We start from the raw sequence: 17,158 nt of genomic DNA on the forward strand, positions 1-17,158 counted from the left end.
TGGAAGCATTTCGTTCCTAACTGTATTTTGTAAACAGTGAAATGATACAAGCGGTACAACTTGAATCTTCGTAAAGAAGCACCCCTGCGTGATATTACTTAGGAAAGTTTGGGAGGAAGTGAAGAGAGACGAGCTCCCAACGAAAGTAAAAGAAAGAATAGATATGAAATAATTAGTTACTTGTGATGGCGGATTCTCTTACATGGAGGAATCACCGTTTTTTTTATTTACAATGAGAAACGCATGTTAGGGTGAATATTGAGGTTAATTGGAATGCCAGAATGATTGATACATTGAACGTATCAATTATTGATTTATATAAGTACCTATACATACCAGGTTAACGAAATTTTGTTCATTTGTTTTCATTAGAGGTGCATCTCGGGGAAAGAAGAAAGTGTGCAAAAGAAGTGCTAGAAAGCCGTAGCGTGTTTGACAGAATTAAACTCGTAAGATATCTCGTAATAGATAGCATAATAGAGAATTAAATCGTTGTATATTTTAATATATTGTTATAATATTACGAAAGGGAATAAGGTAATATAAGGTAAATACGCTAATGTTATTGTATAAATATAGCGCAAACAGGGAGAATGAACATGAAAAAGTATCTAGTAGCAGGATTATTGTTGTCAAGTTTATTAGTGGGGTGTGGTCAGGAGAACGCCTCTACCAAGAAAGACACGCCTAAGAGTGAGCAGGAAGTGAAGAAGGACGCGCAAGCCGATAAGAAGGTAGATGAAACAAAGCATGATGAATTAAAGGACACGGAAAAGTTGGATGATAACGTGCCAAAGGATAACGAAAACAAAGCGCTTGATACGAAAAATAGAGAAGATAAAGTTGATATTGTGCAGTATCAGCTTCCATCAGATGAAAGTAGTTCTACGATGCCTGTCGATTACTTTGAAGCACTTGAACATGGTATGCCATATGAAGAAGTAGCTAAGGTGTTACACCGTAATGCGACAAGTGCAATTAAAACTAAGAAATTTGATACTGAATTAATTGAATATACTTATGAGGCACCAAAAGCGGTGATACAAGTTCAATTTAAGGATGGTAATTTATTTGGTGCGGAATATGTTGGTCAAGATAAGGAAATGTATTCAGTCATTCCTGTTGGATGGGATGTAAAAAATAATCGTTGGGAGGAAGAAAAAAACGTAGGCGTGCGATCTAGTGAGAGTAAGTCAAACAACCACACGTCCCAAAGGAACGAAGGCAAGAATGTTGAAGCCAACGATAAACCCGCATCTAGTACAGCAGGTGTAGAGGCAGATAATAAGTCCGAAGAAGCTACTACCAATCATAAACCTAATAATAAAGAAGTTGAACAACATCATAATAAGGAACAGCAACGTAAGGAAGTAGAAGAATTTAAGCCGAGTGATGCAGACATGGAACGCATTAAACGACAAGAAGACCGTTGGAATACGCCATCAGGTGGTTTTGGTGCTACATGGCAAGAAGAAATGAAAAAACAGAAATAAAACAACATAAACACCTGTTATACGGATTAAGTGAATTTAAAGTGAGAAATTTATAGTTTTTATCATCACTCTGTCTATTACAAAATATTAATATTGTTGTTGATATTGTCTTATAAGAAGGAATTCATTTAAGATATTAATTGAAAATATTAATTGGGAGGATGTTAGAAATGGAATTAAATAATGAGGATGGAATTAGTATAGAAAAAAGTACAAGTATTAACATGGAAGAAATGGATTTATTATTGTTAGCTGATCCCTCAACAGAAGTAGTTAATGGATATCTTAAAAAGGGAGATTGTTTTGTTTTAAAAAAAGGTGCTGTTACTGTAGGTATTATGATTTTAATTCCTACCCGAACTGAAACAATTGAGATTATAAATATAGCAGTTTCCGAAAAAGAGCAAGGAAAAGGATATGGGAAATACCTACTTAAATTTGCTATAGATTATGCTAAAAAAGAAAAATATAAAACTATAGAAATAGGCACAGGAAATTCTAGTTTAATGCAATTAGGCCTTTATCAAAAATGTGGTTTTAGAATAACTAGTGTGGATAAGGACTTTTTCTTACGAAATTATAATGAAGAAATATATGAAAATGGTATTCAATGTATGGATATGATTAGGTTAACGCAAATTTTATAAAAATTATTTACATCAAAAAAATCGCAACACCCTTTAAATGTAGAGGGTTGCGATTTTTTTGATGTAATGCGTCATTATGATTTATGGGTAGCATTAGGGAGTATATGTATTTGAGAATTATTACAAAATCAACAAGTGTTAATAAATTCATCTGTTATGTCAACAATTTGAATATATTTCAAATTGTTTTTTATAATTCAGATAGTTCTTTTTCCATTAATTTTAATAAAAAGTAAAAATATAAAATTCATCCATTTTAGTTATGGTAAATGTTCATTTGAACAACCAACTGATGGGACTTATTGGATAATTATTGGCGTGATTTTTTTATTTATTCAAGGATGAAAATCGTACTAAATGTAGATATAACAACTATTATATTGTTTTAATGATATAAAAATATTTGGTTTTTTAAAAAAAGAATTTTCTGAATTATAAATATTATTATATATTGAGAAAGTAAAAAAATAGAAAAATATCAATTGAATCCCAAAAAATAACGTGTGAATATTATAGATATAAATTACACCTTGATATTTCACATGAATTTCTACAAATTTAGATGTTTATTAAATTAGGAGGATTGATAGTGCTAGAATGTAGTTTGTTGCTAATTCAGTATTTTATATGCATCCATGGGATTTTAGAACGCACAGTTATTATTTGCTAGTTGGCATTTTAATATCAAATCTTTTGGGGAAGTGATAAGTAATGGTCACAGTATTAAATAATGAAACTAAAAGTTTATTAGTTGAAAAAATTGCAAATAAAAATGCGTGTATTGGATATGTAGGACTAGGTTATGTTGGACTACCATCGGCTCTTAAATGTTTAGAAGTAGGTTATGCGGTAAGAGGTTTTGATAAAAATTCAGCAAAAATAAGAAAACTAGAACGTGGAATAAGTTATATCAGTGATATTCAAGATACTGAAATCCAAGATGCTTTACATACAAATAGATTTTTTGTTAGTACAGAAATGAATTATATAAACGAATGTGATGTTGTAGTTATATGTGTTCCTACACCATTAGAAAAAACTAGTAAACAACCAGATTTAACATATATTAATTCAGCAGTTGATGAAATAGTTAAATACATTAAAAAAGGTACATTAATTATCTTAGAAAGTACTACTTATCCAGGTACTACAAGAGAAGAAGTTTTATACAAATTAGAACAGAAAACTAATTTTAAAATTGGTGTAGATATATTTGTAGCATACTCTCCAGAGCGAATCGATCCTGCAAATCAATCGTTTTCAATTCAAGATATTATAAAAATCGTAGGTGGAGTTACATCTAATTGTACCGATTGTGCAGCAGCTTTCTATAGTAACTTAATTAAGGATATTCATAAGGTAAGCAGTCCAGAAGTAGCAGAGACAGCTAAGTTATTAGAAAATACGTATCGTTTTATAAATATCGCTTTTATTAATGAAATGACACAAATTTGTAATGAGTTAAATATAAATATTTGGGAAGTAATTGATGCCTCAGGAACTAAGCCATTTGGATTTCAAAAATTCTATCCTGGTCCTGGCGTAGGAGGACACTGTATTCCGATTGATCCTATTTATTTTAAGTGGATTGCAAATAATAAGGACTTAGCAACAAAAATGATTGATGTGGCAAGAGAAATTAATGAAAACATGCCTAAGTATGTTCTTAATAGAGCACTACAGTTACTACATGATAAAGATGGTAAGAATATTCTTATGGTTGGGGTAGCATATAAAAAGAATGTTAATGATGCTAGGGAATCACCAGCTTTGGATATTATGAATGATTTAATGATAGAAGACTATAACGTGGATTATTACGATCCGTTTATAGAGGAACTCATTGTGGGCAATAACACATTGAAAAAATCTATAGATTTAAACCTAAGTCAATTAGACAAATACGCTTTAATTATTGTTCATACAGATCATGATTGCATTAATTTTAAATTGCTTAATGAGGTAAATTGTTTAATTTTAGACACAAGAAACATATTTAAAGATGAATCAGTATATAAAAAAAATATTATAAGTTTGTAGGTGATTACATGGTAGAGTTTATTCCTTTTTATCGACCGGAAATCAATGATGAAGATATAGATAGGGTAGTTTCTGCCCTTAAATCTGGATGGCTTTCAAAGGGGCCAAAAGTGATAGAGTTTGAAGAGAATTTAAAAGAATATCTGAATACTGAACATGTAGTGAGTTGTAATTCAGGGACTGCCGCATTACATTTAGCATTATTGTCTCTGGGAGTTGGATTAGAAGATGAGGTAATAGTTCCAAGTTTTACTTTTTGTTCTAGTGTAAACGTTATTATGCATGTAGGTGCAAAACCAGTATTTGTAGACATAGATGAAGAGGATTTATGTCTTGATCTTCAAGATGTTAAAAGAAAAATCACTAAAAAAACGAAAGCAATTATTGCAGTTCACTTTGCTGGATACCCGGTTAAATTAAAAGAACTTCAAAAATTATGTAAAGAATACGGATTGTTTTTGATAGAGGATGCAGCGCATGCATTAGGAACAAAATATGATAATACTTTAATTGGTACACATGGAGATGTCATTTGTTTTAGTTTTTATGCAACAAAAAATATAACAACAGGTGAAGGCGGAGCGTTAGTCACTAAAAATGAATCGATTGCTGAAAAAGCTAGATTATATGGTTGGCATGGTATCACGAAAAATGCATGGAATCGTTATGGTGAAGAAGGAAGCTGGCGTTATGATGTTCTATTACCTGGGTTTAAATATAACATGATGGATCTACAAGCTAGTTTGGGTATTAGTCAGTTAAAAAGAGCTGATGAAATGATTGAAAAACGCAAGAGAATAGCTGAAAGGTACCAAGAGGAATTAAAGGAAGTTCAAGAGTATATAACGTTACCTAATTATACTAACGATCCAAGTGTAAAACACGCATGGCATTTATTTGTTATAAAAATTAATTCTAATTCCCCTGTTAGTAGAGATCAGGTAATTCAGGAAATGAAAAAGAGAAATATTGGACTTAGTGTTCACTTTATTCCTGTTCATATGCATCCGTATTATGAAGAGAGATTTAACGTATATTTACCTAAAACGGAAGAAATATTTAATCAAATTATTTCATTACCTCTGTATAGTGCTCTTACAGACAATGAAGTTGAACATATTATAACGTCTTTAAAAAGTCTATATCAATTAAAAATAGGGAGGTAAATATTTATGAAAATCGGGGTTATTGGTGGCAGCGGATTTATTGGTAAGCATGTTACAAAGGAGTTATTAGCAAGGGGGTATGAAGTAGTTATATTTGATAAATTTAAACCGAGTATTGATGTTCCTTTTAAGGAAATTGATATTTTAGATATTGCAACATTAAGAGAAAATCTTATTGATGTCGATGGGGTAATCCATTTAGCTGCATTAGTGGGTGTTGATAATTGCCGTTTAAATGAAGAAGATGTAGTGAGGGTGAACTTTGAAGGCACGAAAAATATTGTACAGATTTGTAACGAAAATGGTATAGAAAAATTATTGTTTTCTTCCAGTTCAGAGGTATATGGGGATGGCGTGAGTGTTCCGTTTAAAGAAAATGATATTAAAATTCCAAAATCAGCTTATGGAAAAGCTAAATTAATGTCCGAAGACTATTTGAAAGAATATGCTAGTGATAGTTTGAAAGTCAGAGTGGTACGTTATTTTAATGTATACGGTTCACAACAAAATGATAACTTTGTAATTTCTAAGTTTTTAAAACAAGCTCATAGTGGTGAAGATATTACTATTTATGGAGATGGACAGCAAATTAGATGTTTTAGTTATATAAGTGATATTGTTAACGGAACTATACTAGCCTTTGAATATGAAGGAGAGAAATTTGCAGATTTTAATGTTGGCAATAACAAACCTATATCTATGGAAGAACTAGCAATAAAAATTAATGAATTAATGGGAAATAAAAGTAAAATTAAATTTCTTGATTTAGGTGAAGAGGGAGTCAGAAATTCTAGCATTGAAATCTTTAGAAGAATCCCTTCAATAGAGAAAGCTAAATTATTTTTAAACTATCAACCAATTATTTCATTAGATAAAGGACTAGAGATAATAATAGGGGAGAAGTATGGAAACACAGTATCTATATCCTAAGAATCCAAAGAAAATTAAGTATCCCATATATTCTTCTCTTTGGAGTATATCTGATCATGTATTTTTTTTGAAAAGTGTATATAGACCTAATGATTCTAAACTTAAAAAAAGTCTTCAAGCTCTTTATCCGGATGCAGAAATTGTATTAACTAATAGCGGTACATCTGCATTAGTGGTTGGTTTAAAGTACTTAAAAGTGGCAAAGGGAGATGAAGTAATTCTATCAAACTTTAATTGTCCTAATGTGATAGAAGCAATATTAACGGTGGGAGCAAAACCTGTATTAATTGATTTAAACACTAATCATTCAATTTCTCTTAATAAAATAAAAAAACATTTGAATGCCAATACAAAGGCAATTATTCTTACGCACTTGTATGGATGTCATGATGATTTAGAAATTATTGACTGGGCTAGAGAAAATAATATTTATATCATTGATGATGCTGCACAAGCAATGTTTTCTTATCAAAATGGAAAGCCAGTTGGTAGTTTAGGCGACATTGGTATTTTAAGTTTTGGGGGAACGAAACCAATCCCAAGTATTGGGGGAGGAGCGTTACTTCTTAATCGTACAATAAGTGAATTGTGTGACATGGATGAAGAAAAGAAGGAAGAAGTGATTTTAGATTATAAGAATCATTTAAAAACACAATTAGGTATAAGAATAAAAAAGAGTAGAGTACTGAGCTTATTTACTAATTATTGGAGGAAATTAGAGATTCTGCCCTCCTATAATAATAGTAAATTAGATTCTTTACCGGAGAAAACGGAAGTTATAAACCCAAAAAGAATGTCTATAGTACGTTCATTGTTAATTGATAAACACCTACAGAAAACAAAGAAGATTTTAGAAATGAATATATGTAACGCTAGTCTGTGTTATACAATGCTGCAGGAAATTGAAGAAAAGTATGGCGTTAAGATTATATTTTCAACTCAGAACGTTTATTTGAACTATTTTACCATTATATTCAAAGAACCATCTGATAGGTATGAGTGTTCTGTACATTTAGCGGAAAAAGGTATACAAACTTGTTGGAACTATTTACCTCTGAGTGAAATTCCTATTTTTTCGAAGTACGCAACCAAGTCAGAAAATATAGATTTTTTATGGCCAAGGGTATTATCAATACCTTTTAAATATCCTTTAGTAGACAAGGACCTTAAGTATATATGTAGTCAAATTCTAAAATATTTAGAGAATAAGAATTAAAAGGTGATTATATGGAAATCGAAATATGTACTGACGCCCAATACTGGGATGCTTGTATGGAAGAATACAATGGTTCTGTATTTCATAGTTTCGAATGGGGAAAGTTAATGGAATTATTACCTGGTGTTCAATTTTTCCCAGTACTAATAGAAACACGAGATACAGTAGTTTTATCTCCTATGTATGTACAAGATGGTAGGCTATTGGGAAGTTTAATTGGTTATGGTGGCCCAATAATAATTGGCCAAGATAAATTAGATTTTTCAGTTTATGAATCCGTAATAAATAAGAAGTTTGAAAATAAAATTCAAAAGCTTTTATTACCTATAACGATAAATCCTTTTCAAAGTTATAGTAAGGAAAAGTGGGATTATAAAGAAACTTATATGTTAGATCTACCAAATAAGTTTGAGGATTTATGGACATCGTGTTCTGGGAAAGCTAGGACAAGTGTTAGGTATGCACGTAAACAGAATGTTGAAATTCGTCCTATAACTGTAGCGGAATTAGATGAGTTTTACCAATTATATCAAGAACATAATAACATTATAGGAGCTAGTTATTCATTTAGTAGAGAGTTTTTTTATCATTTAGTTCTTAATTTACAAGAAAAAATTCTTTTTTTAGGGGCATTCTTAGAAGAAGAACTAATTAGTTCCAGCCTTTTTATAATGGATAAACAGGTTTTATATTACTGGATTAATATTAATAATACCAAAGGAAAAAATTCGCAATCTTCATATTTACTACTAAATGATGCGTTTGAATTAGCAATTCATAATAAATTAAAGTATGCGGATTTAGGATATTCACATAATAAAGGGATTGCTAGACCTAAGATATACTGGGGGGCAGCTTTGAAAAAATGTTTTTGTTTAAAAGAAAGGATTTAAACTATGATTATTAGTGGCCACCAACCAAGTTATTTACCTTGGTATGGTTTTTTTGAAAAAATTCATAAATCAGATGTGTTTGTATTTCATGATATAGCACAATTTGAAAAAAAAGGTTTTTTAAATAGGAATCGTATTAAGACTTCACAAGGAGCGTCTTGGCTAACGGTTCCAATACAAACGAAGAATTATAAAGAAATTCCATTTAATGAGTTAAAGATAGACAATACTCAAGATTGGGAACGGAGGCATTGGAAAACGATAAGAATTAATTATTCTAATGCACCTTATTTTAATGTATATAAGGATTATTTAGAAGGTTTTTATTCAGAAGATTGGATTAATTTAAATGATATGAACATGAATTTTATTCATTTTATTATCCGTGAATTAAACATTGATACGGAGCTATATTATGTATCAGATCTAGAAGGGATTACAGGTAAGAAAAGTGATTTTGTATTAGAATTGTGTCAGAAATTTAATGCCAGTACTTATTATTCTGGAAGTTTAGGGCAAGATTATTTAAACGAAAATGACTTTGAGAATGAGAATATAGAAATTATCTACCAAAGAATAAGAGATTATTCCTACAAGCAATTATTTGGGGAATTTATACCACATTTGTCTATTCTAGATATTTTACTAAATTGTGGGCCAAAGGAAACAGAAAAATTAATTAAAGGAGTCTAAAATTCTATGAATGTACTTGTATTTGCCGCTCATCCGGATGATGAAATAATTGGTGTTGGTGGAACAATAGCGAAACACGTGAAACAAGGTGATGATGTACATGTTGTAATACTTGCAGAGGGAAAATCTTCTAGAGCTAAAGAATATAAAGAGCTAGATTTAGAGGTTAGGAACTTATCTTATAAAGAAACAGAGGGGGCATGTACTACACTTGGTGTAAAGAGTTTTGCAAGACTAGATTTCCCTGATAATCGTCTTGATACATTACCTTTACTTGATGTAGTGAAAGAGATTGAAAATCACATTGAAAAAATAAATCCTACAATTATTTATACTCAATATGGTGGAGATATAAATATTGATCATACTGTTGTTTACAGAGCAGTAATGACAGCGACACGCCCTCTGCCAGATACTAATATCAAATGGGTATTTGCATATGAAACTTTATCTTCTACAGAGTGGAATTATAATGAAAAAGATAAGTTTCTTCCTAATTATTTTGTGAATATTGAAGATCATTTGGATGAGAAATTAAGTGCGATGAGACATTATGAATCTGAGTTAAGGGAATTTCCTCATCCACGCTCTATAGAAGCAATGAGACATAACGCAATGGTATGGGGTGCCAAATCTGGATACCAGGCGGCTGAGGCATTTATGTTAGTAAGGGGGACATGGTAGGTGAAGAGAATATGTTAATACCACAGGTCCCGTTCTTTGGTTTAGATAGTAAACAGATTGACTTAAAATGGGTTGAAAAAGGCTATGGATTAGAAGCAAATATTTTTGATGGAAAATCTTTATTTGATAACTCATATACAAAAAGGTTTTCAGAGGTTCTTTCTTTTGTTCAAACCCTTAATCCATCCTTGTTAACGCTGCATTTTCCTACTGATAATGCAGACTATCTCAATGATGAATTTATTAAAAAGCAACTATATGAATTTATTGACCTTGCTATAAAGTATAATGCATCAGGTATAACAGTGCATGCTAATCAATTTATGAATGTCGCAGAATTTCAAAACTATAATCTTCTTGATAATAGAAAAAGGATTATAGAGTTCTTTAACATGCTAGATGAAGAAATAAAAGGAACGGATATATGGATTGGCGTTGAAAACCTACCCATTATTGGAAACTTGGGCGATGATTTTGATCCTATATTTATATATCCCGAAGATTTTACTGATTTGGTTAATTTGGAGTTATCTAACGTTGGAATAACATGGGATATATGTCATTGGTCTATAACCTATCTTACACGTTTAGGTATTTCTAAATTATTAAGGCAAGAGGAAATTGAATATAAGGATTTTCACAAGTATTTAAGCTTAATGGATCATATTAAACATTTTCATTTTAGTTCTTTTAAACATTTAACGATTCCTTATAGTGAGGTACGTTGCTTTGAGGGAGAGAATCCGGTTAATGGATCTATTGATGAGAGTATATTACATGAAACTTTATTAAAATTGAAGAACAATACTTTGGATAAAAACATGGGAATTGTATTTGAGGTTCAGGAAACTGATTATACGAATAGAAAGAGGTCATGGGAGACTCTTAATTGGTTTCAAAAGAAGATTGCTGGTATGCAAACAAAAATGAATTTTTTGGAGATATAAAAAGTAATATTGGTTTATTTATTTTTACATGTAATTTGAGTTAGAGATTATTTTAATGAACCTTTTCTTCTAAGTAAGTGTGTTAGGAGGGAAGGTTTTACTATTAATCTTTTTTAATCATAGGGAGGACAAATGAAAAAACTAAATCTTATAAAGAAGCTTATTGTAACCTTTGGGATTTTGTTGCTTTTCCTTTTTAGTAATTTATGTGGAAAGGTAATACCAGTACATGCTATGACTAAGAACGACCAGAGTTCTCTCATGTCAGATAAGGTTCGTGCTAGTCGAGCTATTGAACATACACGTTTTCTGTCTGAGAAAATTGGTCCACGTCCAAGTGGGACTAAGGAAGAACATAAAGCAGCTACATACATTGGAAATACATTGAAAAAATTAGGGTATGAAGTTGAGTATCAGGCATTTCCTGTACCAGATCAATATATTGGGAGTATCTCTTTTAGTATGTATGGGGAAAAAGAATGGCAAGTTGGAGCAGCATCTAATGCATCTATACCTAAAGATCCTGTCGTAGGACCGGTAGTTTCTATAGGAAAAGAGACTGATATTAAAAATTCATCTGAGCCAATTCATGGGAAAATAGTATTACTGGAACAAGCTGATACGTATGAGAAATATAATGAACAAGTTGAGTATGCAGCAGAAAAGGGAGCAAAAGCTGTATTGTTATATAGTACGATTGGGGATAGAGGCAACTATGGAGAAGCCTTTAACCCAGTTCTAGAAAAGAAACAATCAATACCTGTATTTGGGCTTGCTTATAATCAGGGAATTAGAATGAAAGATAAGATAGTGCATAATAAAAATATAGTTAGTTTAAAGGCAAAACACGAAATGAATTTGAGTTCATTAAATGTAATTGCGAAAAAAAAGCCCAAATACAAGACAGATAATGAGGATGTAGCAATAATGAGTGCTCATTATGATAGTGTTATCGGAGCACCTGGAGCAAATGACAATGCTTCTGGCGTAGGACTTTTATTAGAGTTAGCATACAATTTTAAAGATATAGAGACTAATAAAGAAATTCAATTCATAGCCTTTGGAGCAGAAGAAAATGAATCTTTAGGTGCTTACCATTATGTTAATCAATTATCTACAACAGATAAGAAACATATTCTAGGGGTTTTTAATGCAGATATGATAGCGACAAGTTACAAACCGGCTAAGGACTTATATGCAATGACACTAGATGGTTCTCAAAATGAAGTAACAAATACTGCGGTAGCTACTAGTAAGGCATTAGGGAAATCGGTTGTATTAACTGGAAAGTTTGATTCTAGTGATCATGTGCCATTTTACGAAGCTGGAATTTCCTCGGCACTATTTATTTGGATGGATGTAGAGAGTTGGAACCCCCTAATTTATCATGTTGAAAAGGTATTCCATACACCTCAAGATACCGTTTTAGAAAATATTTCTCCTCAACGTATGCAGGAGGCACTAGAAATTATAGGGACAAGTTTGTATTACTTTATCAAAAGATAGGTTTTTTCGGAGGTTTCAGCATAGCCGGCTAAATTTAGATTTTAATAATAATATAGTAAAACTTTTGTTGGGATAAAAATATACTTTGAGCATAGGCGAGGTAACTATATGAGGAGTACATGGAAAGAATTAAGGGGGATGGACCTTAATGTCTGGATCCGCTTTATTGGGGAAGCTTTAAATGGTATTGCAATGATGATGTTAATGCCATTTTTTGCATTATATTTGAAGGACAAAGTGGATTCTCTACTTGAGGTAGGTATAATTATAGCCTTATCTCCAATTGCAGCAAGTATTGGTTCATTAATTGGAGGGCATATAGCAGATACTTATGGTCGGAAACCAACTATGGTGCTCTCAATGGCGAGTAATGGGCTACTAATGCTTGTTTTTTTGTTTATTGATGGTTTTATAGCATATGCCATTTTATCTATTGGTTTAGGACTATGTAATTCTTTCTTTGAACCAGCGGCATCTGCAATGGTTACCGATGTAACAGAACCCGAAAAAAGAACTGAGGCATATGGATTACTTAGAATGGCTCATAATATAGGAGCTGCGATAGGCCCTATCATTGGTGCAGCAGTTGTGGTTGTATCAAAAGATGTCATATTTTTGATTACTTCTGGAACCATGCTGTTTTATACAATATTAATGTTATTGTTTCTAAAGGAAACAAAACCTAAAAATATTATAATACAAGAGGAAACACATAAACAGTCAATAAGATTTACGTTAAGAGTTGTTATAAGAGATAGAATATTTCTATTCTATATAGTGACGGGAATTATTATATTTATGGGATTCTCACAATCGGAAGGTATGTTACCACTTCATTTTAGTAATGAGGATACAACGATTTTTGAAAATAGTAATCCATTCCCATATTTAATGACTTTAAATGGCTTATTAGTTGTATGTTTTCAATTTCCTATTTCAAAGTGGTTAACTCACAAATCAATTGGTAAATCAATGCTATATGGTGCCATTCTTTTTGGCGTTGGTCTTTTAGCAATAGGGTGGTTACCAAAGTGGTTTCATGTAATAGACGCAAATGATTTAGGAATCCTAAGTTCATTATTAATAGCTTATACAGTTTATACAGTAGGGGAAATGATTATGTCACCTGTCCAAATGACATTTGTTGCTAATATAGCTCCAGAACATTTGAGGGGGACTTATATGGGAGCGGCTAATTTGCAATGGATTACAGGCAATGTATTTGGACCTCTTCTAGGTGGTGTATTACTGGATCAGCTTTTAGGGCATATATTATTTACAATCTTAGGTGTGGGTTGTATTATTTCTGGATTTGTTTACTTACTATTAGATAGACTTATTGAGAATAGAAGTAAAGAAATACCTATAAAACAAACATCTTAATTTTAATATTGTTAATGAGTTGAAAATTAAATTTTATGTTTTAAGAATTAAATAAAGTGCACGTTTATTATTAGTAAACGTGCACTTTATTTATTAGTATTTAAATTAACTCATATATATAAATTTTTTAGGTTACGACCTAAGTATATAAAAGTAATTTACTGCTTCTGTTAATCAATTACAACTAAACTTCTTGATCTATCAATATGATTAAGTAACATACGATACTCTTCTTCGTACATAGTTACACGTTGTAGAATGGACTGATTTTCTGCCTCTAAATTTTTTATTTGGTTTTGTAACTTTGTAAATTCATTTGTTTTTTTATAATTTTTTAGAAAGAGAATAATATCATCTAATGTCATAGATAAAGAATTTGTTTCTTTTTTTTGTTCAGAGAGAGAAATATTGTTTCTCACTTTTCGATTTTGTTTTGCTTGTTTTATTTCCTCTTGGTATTGTTTTCTCACGTATGAATTCCAACGAAATCCACAAGCCGCAGGTGTCCTATTTAGTAATTTTGCTACTTCTTTGAATGCAGCTAACTGTGTTCCACCGTTACGAATATTCTGGAGTACTGTTGATGCGAGGAGTAAATCGTTATCGTTAGTCCAGGAATCTTGTCTTGAGATTACCACGTTTTGCCCCCTTTATATGTTTTATATTACATATATGCAATTACCTATAATGATAGAAGCCTAACATCTATTAAAATATTTAGGACTAAGTGGATGCAATTAGACATTCTTTAAAATGCGAAATTGCATAAAAAATTAGATTGACTATTTGTTAAAGGTGTAACTATAATGGTTACATATATGGAACTAAATTAATAGGTTTGATGGTATGAGGTAGTTGTATTAATGATGTTTAAGCAAATATTAAAAAATGAACGGAGTTGGAAATATTAGAAGCTTATATAAAAAGAATTAAGGCCATATAAAGCATTTTATAATCATATATAAATTAAAAGAGGTGCACATTTTGAAAATTTTTAAGGGAATTATAGTTTCTTCAATTGCGTTATCAGCATTTAATGGAGTGGGTGGACTACTTCCAAGTGATAAATCAGAAGTTGCCTATGCAGCTAGTTACAATTATTCAAATAAGCAATTGAATTCTACTGTACATAAGCAAGTTACGAAACAATTAATTTTGAAATTTAAAAATGAGACAAATTTGCCATATCAGGATGGAATAGAAAAATTCATTAAAGAAGAAAAACAAGATCCTGAATTAATTGGAATTTTAAACGAATACCCAAATGTAACTATAAATCGACTTTTTAGTTCTTTAAATCCTAAAGAAATTAAAAATTTAGGTAGAGAAATAAACGGCTCCGAACATATTTCTTCCAATTTGCTAAACTATTATATTGTAGAAAACCAAGGTGATATTGATGTACAAGCCTTACTTGCAAAGTTTGAGAAATCATCTCTTATTGAAACGGCGTATTTACAGGAAGAAGAAACGCCACCTGAAGAGCGTTTACCAAATTTATCTGTTAATCCATATGATGAGCCTAGACTTACAAGACAAGGTTACCTTGAACCAGCACCATTAGGAATTAATGCACCTTATGCTTGGAGTATAAATGGTGGGGACGGAAAAGGAACTACTTTCGTAGATATGGAGTATGGTTGGTTATTAAATCATGAAGATTTAGTGAATCAAAAGATTGAATTGATGTCCGGACAGAATAAGAGTGAACACCATGATCATGGTACCTCAGTATTGGGAATTGTTTCTGCAGAGGATAATAACATAGGTGGAATTGGGATTGCACCAAAGGCTAAGGTAAAAGTTGTATCCCAGATTAGGGATAACGGAAATTATAATACAGCTGATGCTATTTTAAGTGCCGTTAACAATATGCAAGCTGGAGATATTCTTTTACTAGAGGCACAAGCAACTTACGATGGATATGGAGATAAGAACTATTTTCCTGTGGAAGTAAAACCAGACATATTTGATGCAATTCGTATGGGAACAAATAAGGGTATTATTATTATTGAAGCAGGTGCAAACGGTGGAAACGACTTGGATCAATTTAGAGACCGTAATGGTAAACAAGTTTTAAATCGTAATAGTCCTGATTTTAAAGATTCAGGGGCAATTATGGTTGGTGCAGCTTCTGCAAGGGTTCCTCATAAGCGTTCATATTTCTCTAATTACGGTAGTAGAGTGGATGTGTATGGATGGGGTAATGCAGTAGATACTACAAATGCTAAACCAAGTGAATTTATAACAAATCTATATACATCTAGTTTTGCTGGAACATCTAGTGCATCGCCTATTATTGCTGGTGCTGCAGCATCAATTCAAGGAATTGCAAAAAATAATCAGGGGAGAGTATATACACCAAGACAGCTTAGGGATATTTTAAGTGATTCTAGCACCGGAACGAAATCCAATGATCCAACTTCTGATAAAATTGGTGTTTTACCTGACTTAAAAGCCATTTTATCTAAACTTGGTTTTTCACCAAACTTAAGTAATGATTCTTCCATTGTATTTCCTGAGGAACAAGAAATAAATAAAGGGAATAAGGGAAATGAAGGATCTACTATTACATTCCCAAAAGAAGACTCCGCTAATAGTGAAGGGGACTCTAGCTTTATTTTCCCAGAATAATTGTAGGGTTATCTTCTATTTAATATAAAGGAATTTTATATAATTAGTTAAGTATAATACTGGTGAGATAGGCTCTTATGTGTAATAGCATAAGAGCCTATCTGTTATATTTTTAACTATATAAGAGGGAAAGTACTTCTTTAGATATTTACTTTGCTTAACAAACCAAACATTACAATGGACATAATAAATTCGTACTAGTGGGTATTTTTATTTGTTAAATTAATGGCGGGGCGGATCGATACGGTAGAATCCCTTATTTTAAAATAAATTAGGTAACAAAGGAATGGAGAATCAATTTTAAAATGTTATATTTTCATGAAATTCATAATTTGTAAAAATATTACATTTTATGTTTTTTTATTTTAATTTATTTGATCTGAATTATTTTTTATAAGGAAGTTTTTCGTATTACTAATTGCTTGGATTGATTTAATTTTAATAGTGATTTTATTTGGAGATTGTATAATCTTATTAGTTGAATTATCTTTTATCTGTAAATTTGGCCCCGTAACAGCAATTGATTCTTTACCAATACTCATTATAAAACCTTTAATATGGATTTGTTCTAAAAATATTATGATGGATAAATGAATTAATTGATAATCACGTAAAAGTTTTTGGATTTCATTTGTAATATCTTTAATATTTTTAGATGTGTTGATTTGATACTTAGAAATCGATTGTGAATTATTTTGTTTTATCTTGAATCTTTTTGACTCTGCTTGCGGAACAAGTGGGGATGGTAATTTTAATAAAACTGTGGAAATCTTTTGTGAACATGATGGAGTATTCGTTGGTTCTGATGAAACTGCATTATTTTGTTGTGAACGTGGTGAAGTATCTGTTGGTTCTGATGAAACCGAATTATTTTGTTGTGAACGTGGTGAAGTATCTGTTGGTTCTGATGAAACCGAATTATTTTG

General features: G+C 31.3%; 15 protein-coding genes. 13 read left to right on the forward strand and 2 right to left on the reverse strand.

From position 1 onward, the window contains the following. The first annotated feature begins 599 nt into the window (after positions 1–599). The 12 genes from ACTFRU_RS23940 (at position 600) to ACTFRU_RS23995 (ending at position 13,598) form a co-directional block, all read left to right on the forward strand. Entirely contained in the window at positions 600–1,493 is an 894-nt protein-coding gene (locus ACTFRU_RS23940) for a hypothetical protein (RefSeq protein ID WP_440037920.1), read from the forward strand. Between the two features lie 170 nt (positions 1,494–1,663). Beyond that, positions 1,664–2,140 (forward strand): GNAT family N-acetyltransferase, encoded by a 477-nt coding sequence (locus ACTFRU_RS23945; RefSeq protein WP_440037921.1) that lies wholly within the window; start codon positions 1,664–1,666, stop codon positions 2,138–2,140. 711 nt (positions 2,141–2,851) lie between these two features. Further along, on the forward strand, positions 2,852–4,180 hold the full coding sequence (locus ACTFRU_RS23950; RefSeq protein WP_440037922.1) for a nucleotide sugar dehydrogenase: 1,329 nt from the start codon (positions 2,852–2,854) through the stop codon (positions 4,178–4,180). A gap of 8 nt (positions 4,181–4,188) precedes the next feature. Then, positions 4,189–5,346: a DegT/DnrJ/EryC1/StrS family aminotransferase gene (locus ACTFRU_RS23955; protein ID WP_440037923.1), complete on the forward strand. Its 1,158-nt coding sequence runs from the start codon at positions 4,189–4,191 to the stop codon at positions 5,344–5,346. Between the two features lie 6 nt (positions 5,347–5,352). Next, positions 5,353–6,276: an NAD-dependent epimerase/dehydratase family protein gene (locus ACTFRU_RS23960; protein ID WP_440037924.1), complete on the forward strand. Its 924-nt coding sequence runs from the start codon at positions 5,353–5,355 to the stop codon at positions 6,274–6,276. Beyond that, entirely contained in the window at positions 6,251–7,492 is a 1,242-nt protein-coding gene (locus ACTFRU_RS23965; RefSeq protein ID WP_440037925.1) for an aminotransferase class V-fold PLP-dependent enzyme, read from the forward strand. Before ACTFRU_RS23960 ends, ACTFRU_RS23965 begins: the two co-directional genes overlap by 26 nt. An 11-nt stretch (positions 7,493–7,503) precedes the next feature. Then, positions 7,504–8,385, forward strand: a complete 882-nt coding sequence (locus ACTFRU_RS23970) for a GNAT family N-acetyltransferase (protein WP_440037926.1) — start codon at positions 7,504–7,506, stop codon at positions 8,383–8,385. A 3-nt stretch (positions 8,386–8,388) separates the two neighbouring features. After that, entirely contained in the window at positions 8,389–9,078 is a 690-nt protein-coding gene (locus tag ACTFRU_RS23975; RefSeq protein WP_422424169.1) for a WbqC family protein, read from the forward strand. Between the two features lie 6 nt (positions 9,079–9,084). Continuing rightward, positions 9,085–9,762, forward strand: a complete 678-nt coding sequence (locus ACTFRU_RS23980; RefSeq protein WP_440037927.1) for a PIG-L deacetylase family protein — start codon at positions 9,085–9,087, stop codon at positions 9,760–9,762. Positions 9,763–9,773: 11 nt separating this feature from the next. Next, the gene (locus ACTFRU_RS23985; protein ID WP_440037928.1) at positions 9,774–10,709 is read left to right on the forward strand and encodes a TIM barrel protein; all 936 of its coding nucleotides are present in this window, start codon (positions 9,774–9,776) and stop codon (positions 10,707–10,709) included. A 132-nt stretch (positions 10,710–10,841) separates the two neighbouring features. Next, complete coding sequence (locus ACTFRU_RS23990; RefSeq protein ID WP_440037929.1) at positions 10,842–12,215, forward strand: M28 family metallopeptidase; 1,374 nt, start codon at positions 10,842–10,844, stop codon at positions 12,213–12,215. 108 nt (positions 12,216–12,323) lie between these two features. After that, positions 12,324–13,598 (forward strand): MDR family MFS transporter, encoded by a 1,275-nt coding sequence (locus ACTFRU_RS23995; protein ID WP_440037930.1) that lies wholly within the window; start codon positions 12,324–12,326, stop codon positions 13,596–13,598. Between the two features lie 170 nt (positions 13,599–13,768). On the opposite strand, the gene ACTFRU_RS24000 is transcribed toward ACTFRU_RS23995, so the two are convergent. Further along, complete coding sequence (locus ACTFRU_RS24000; protein ID WP_098630005.1) at positions 13,769–14,236, reverse strand: RsfA family transcriptional regulator; 468 nt, start codon at positions 14,234–14,236, stop codon at positions 13,769–13,771. A 346-nt stretch (positions 14,237–14,582) separates the two neighbouring features. On the opposite strand from ACTFRU_RS24000, the gene ACTFRU_RS24005 reads away from it, so the two are divergent. Next, positions 14,583–16,232 (forward strand): S8 family peptidase, encoded by a 1,650-nt coding sequence (locus ACTFRU_RS24005; protein WP_440037931.1) that lies wholly within the window; start codon positions 14,583–14,585, stop codon positions 16,230–16,232. Between the two features lie 365 nt (positions 16,233–16,597). Here the strand turns inward: ACTFRU_RS24005 and ACTFRU_RS24010 are convergent. Continuing rightward, on the reverse strand, positions 16,598–17,158 hold a 561-nt coding region (locus tag ACTFRU_RS24010), incomplete at its 5' end, for a hypothetical protein (protein WP_440037932.1).

Origin of the sequence: Bacillus cereus group sp. MYBK220-1, from assembly GCF_051916445.1 — a bacterium.
GTDB classification, from domain to species: domain Bacteria; phylum Bacillota; class Bacilli; order Bacillales; family Bacillaceae_G; genus Bacillus_A; species Bacillus_A cereus.

Coding starts and splice junctions, on each gene's coding strand:
- ACTFRU_RS23980 (WP_440037927.1), top strand. CDS start 9,085: ATGAATGTACTTGTATTTGCCGCTCATCCGGATGATGAAATAATTGGT.
- ACTFRU_RS23995 (WP_440037930.1), top strand. CDS start 12,324: ATGAGGAGTACATGGAAAGAATTAAGGGGGATGGACCTTAATGTCTGG.
- ACTFRU_RS23960 (WP_440037924.1), top strand. CDS start 5,353: ATGAAAATCGGGGTTATTGGTGGCAGCGGATTTATTGGTAAGCATGTT.
- ACTFRU_RS23975 (WP_422424169.1), top strand. CDS start 8,389: ATGATTATTAGTGGCCACCAACCAAGTTATTTACCTTGGTATGGTTTT.
- ACTFRU_RS23970 (WP_440037926.1), top strand. CDS start 7,504: ATGGAAATCGAAATATGTACTGACGCCCAATACTGGGATGCTTGTATG.
- ACTFRU_RS23945 (WP_440037921.1), top strand. CDS start 1,664: ATGGAATTAAATAATGAGGATGGAATTAGTATAGAAAAAAGTACAAGT.
- ACTFRU_RS23950 (WP_440037922.1), top strand. CDS start 2,852: ATGGTCACAGTATTAAATAATGAAACTAAAAGTTTATTAGTTGAAAAA.
- ACTFRU_RS23990 (WP_440037929.1), top strand. CDS start 10,842: ATGAAAAAACTAAATCTTATAAAGAAGCTTATTGTAACCTTTGGGATT.
- ACTFRU_RS23955 (WP_440037923.1), top strand. CDS start 4,189: ATGGTAGAGTTTATTCCTTTTTATCGACCGGAAATCAATGATGAAGAT.
- ACTFRU_RS23940 (WP_440037920.1), top strand. CDS start 600: ATGAAAAAGTATCTAGTAGCAGGATTATTGTTGTCAAGTTTATTAGTG.
- ACTFRU_RS23965 (WP_440037925.1), top strand. CDS start 6,251: ATGGAAACACAGTATCTATATCCTAAGAATCCAAAGAAAATTAAGTAT.
- ACTFRU_RS23985 (WP_440037928.1), top strand. CDS start 9,774: ATGTTAATACCACAGGTCCCGTTCTTTGGTTTAGATAGTAAACAGATT.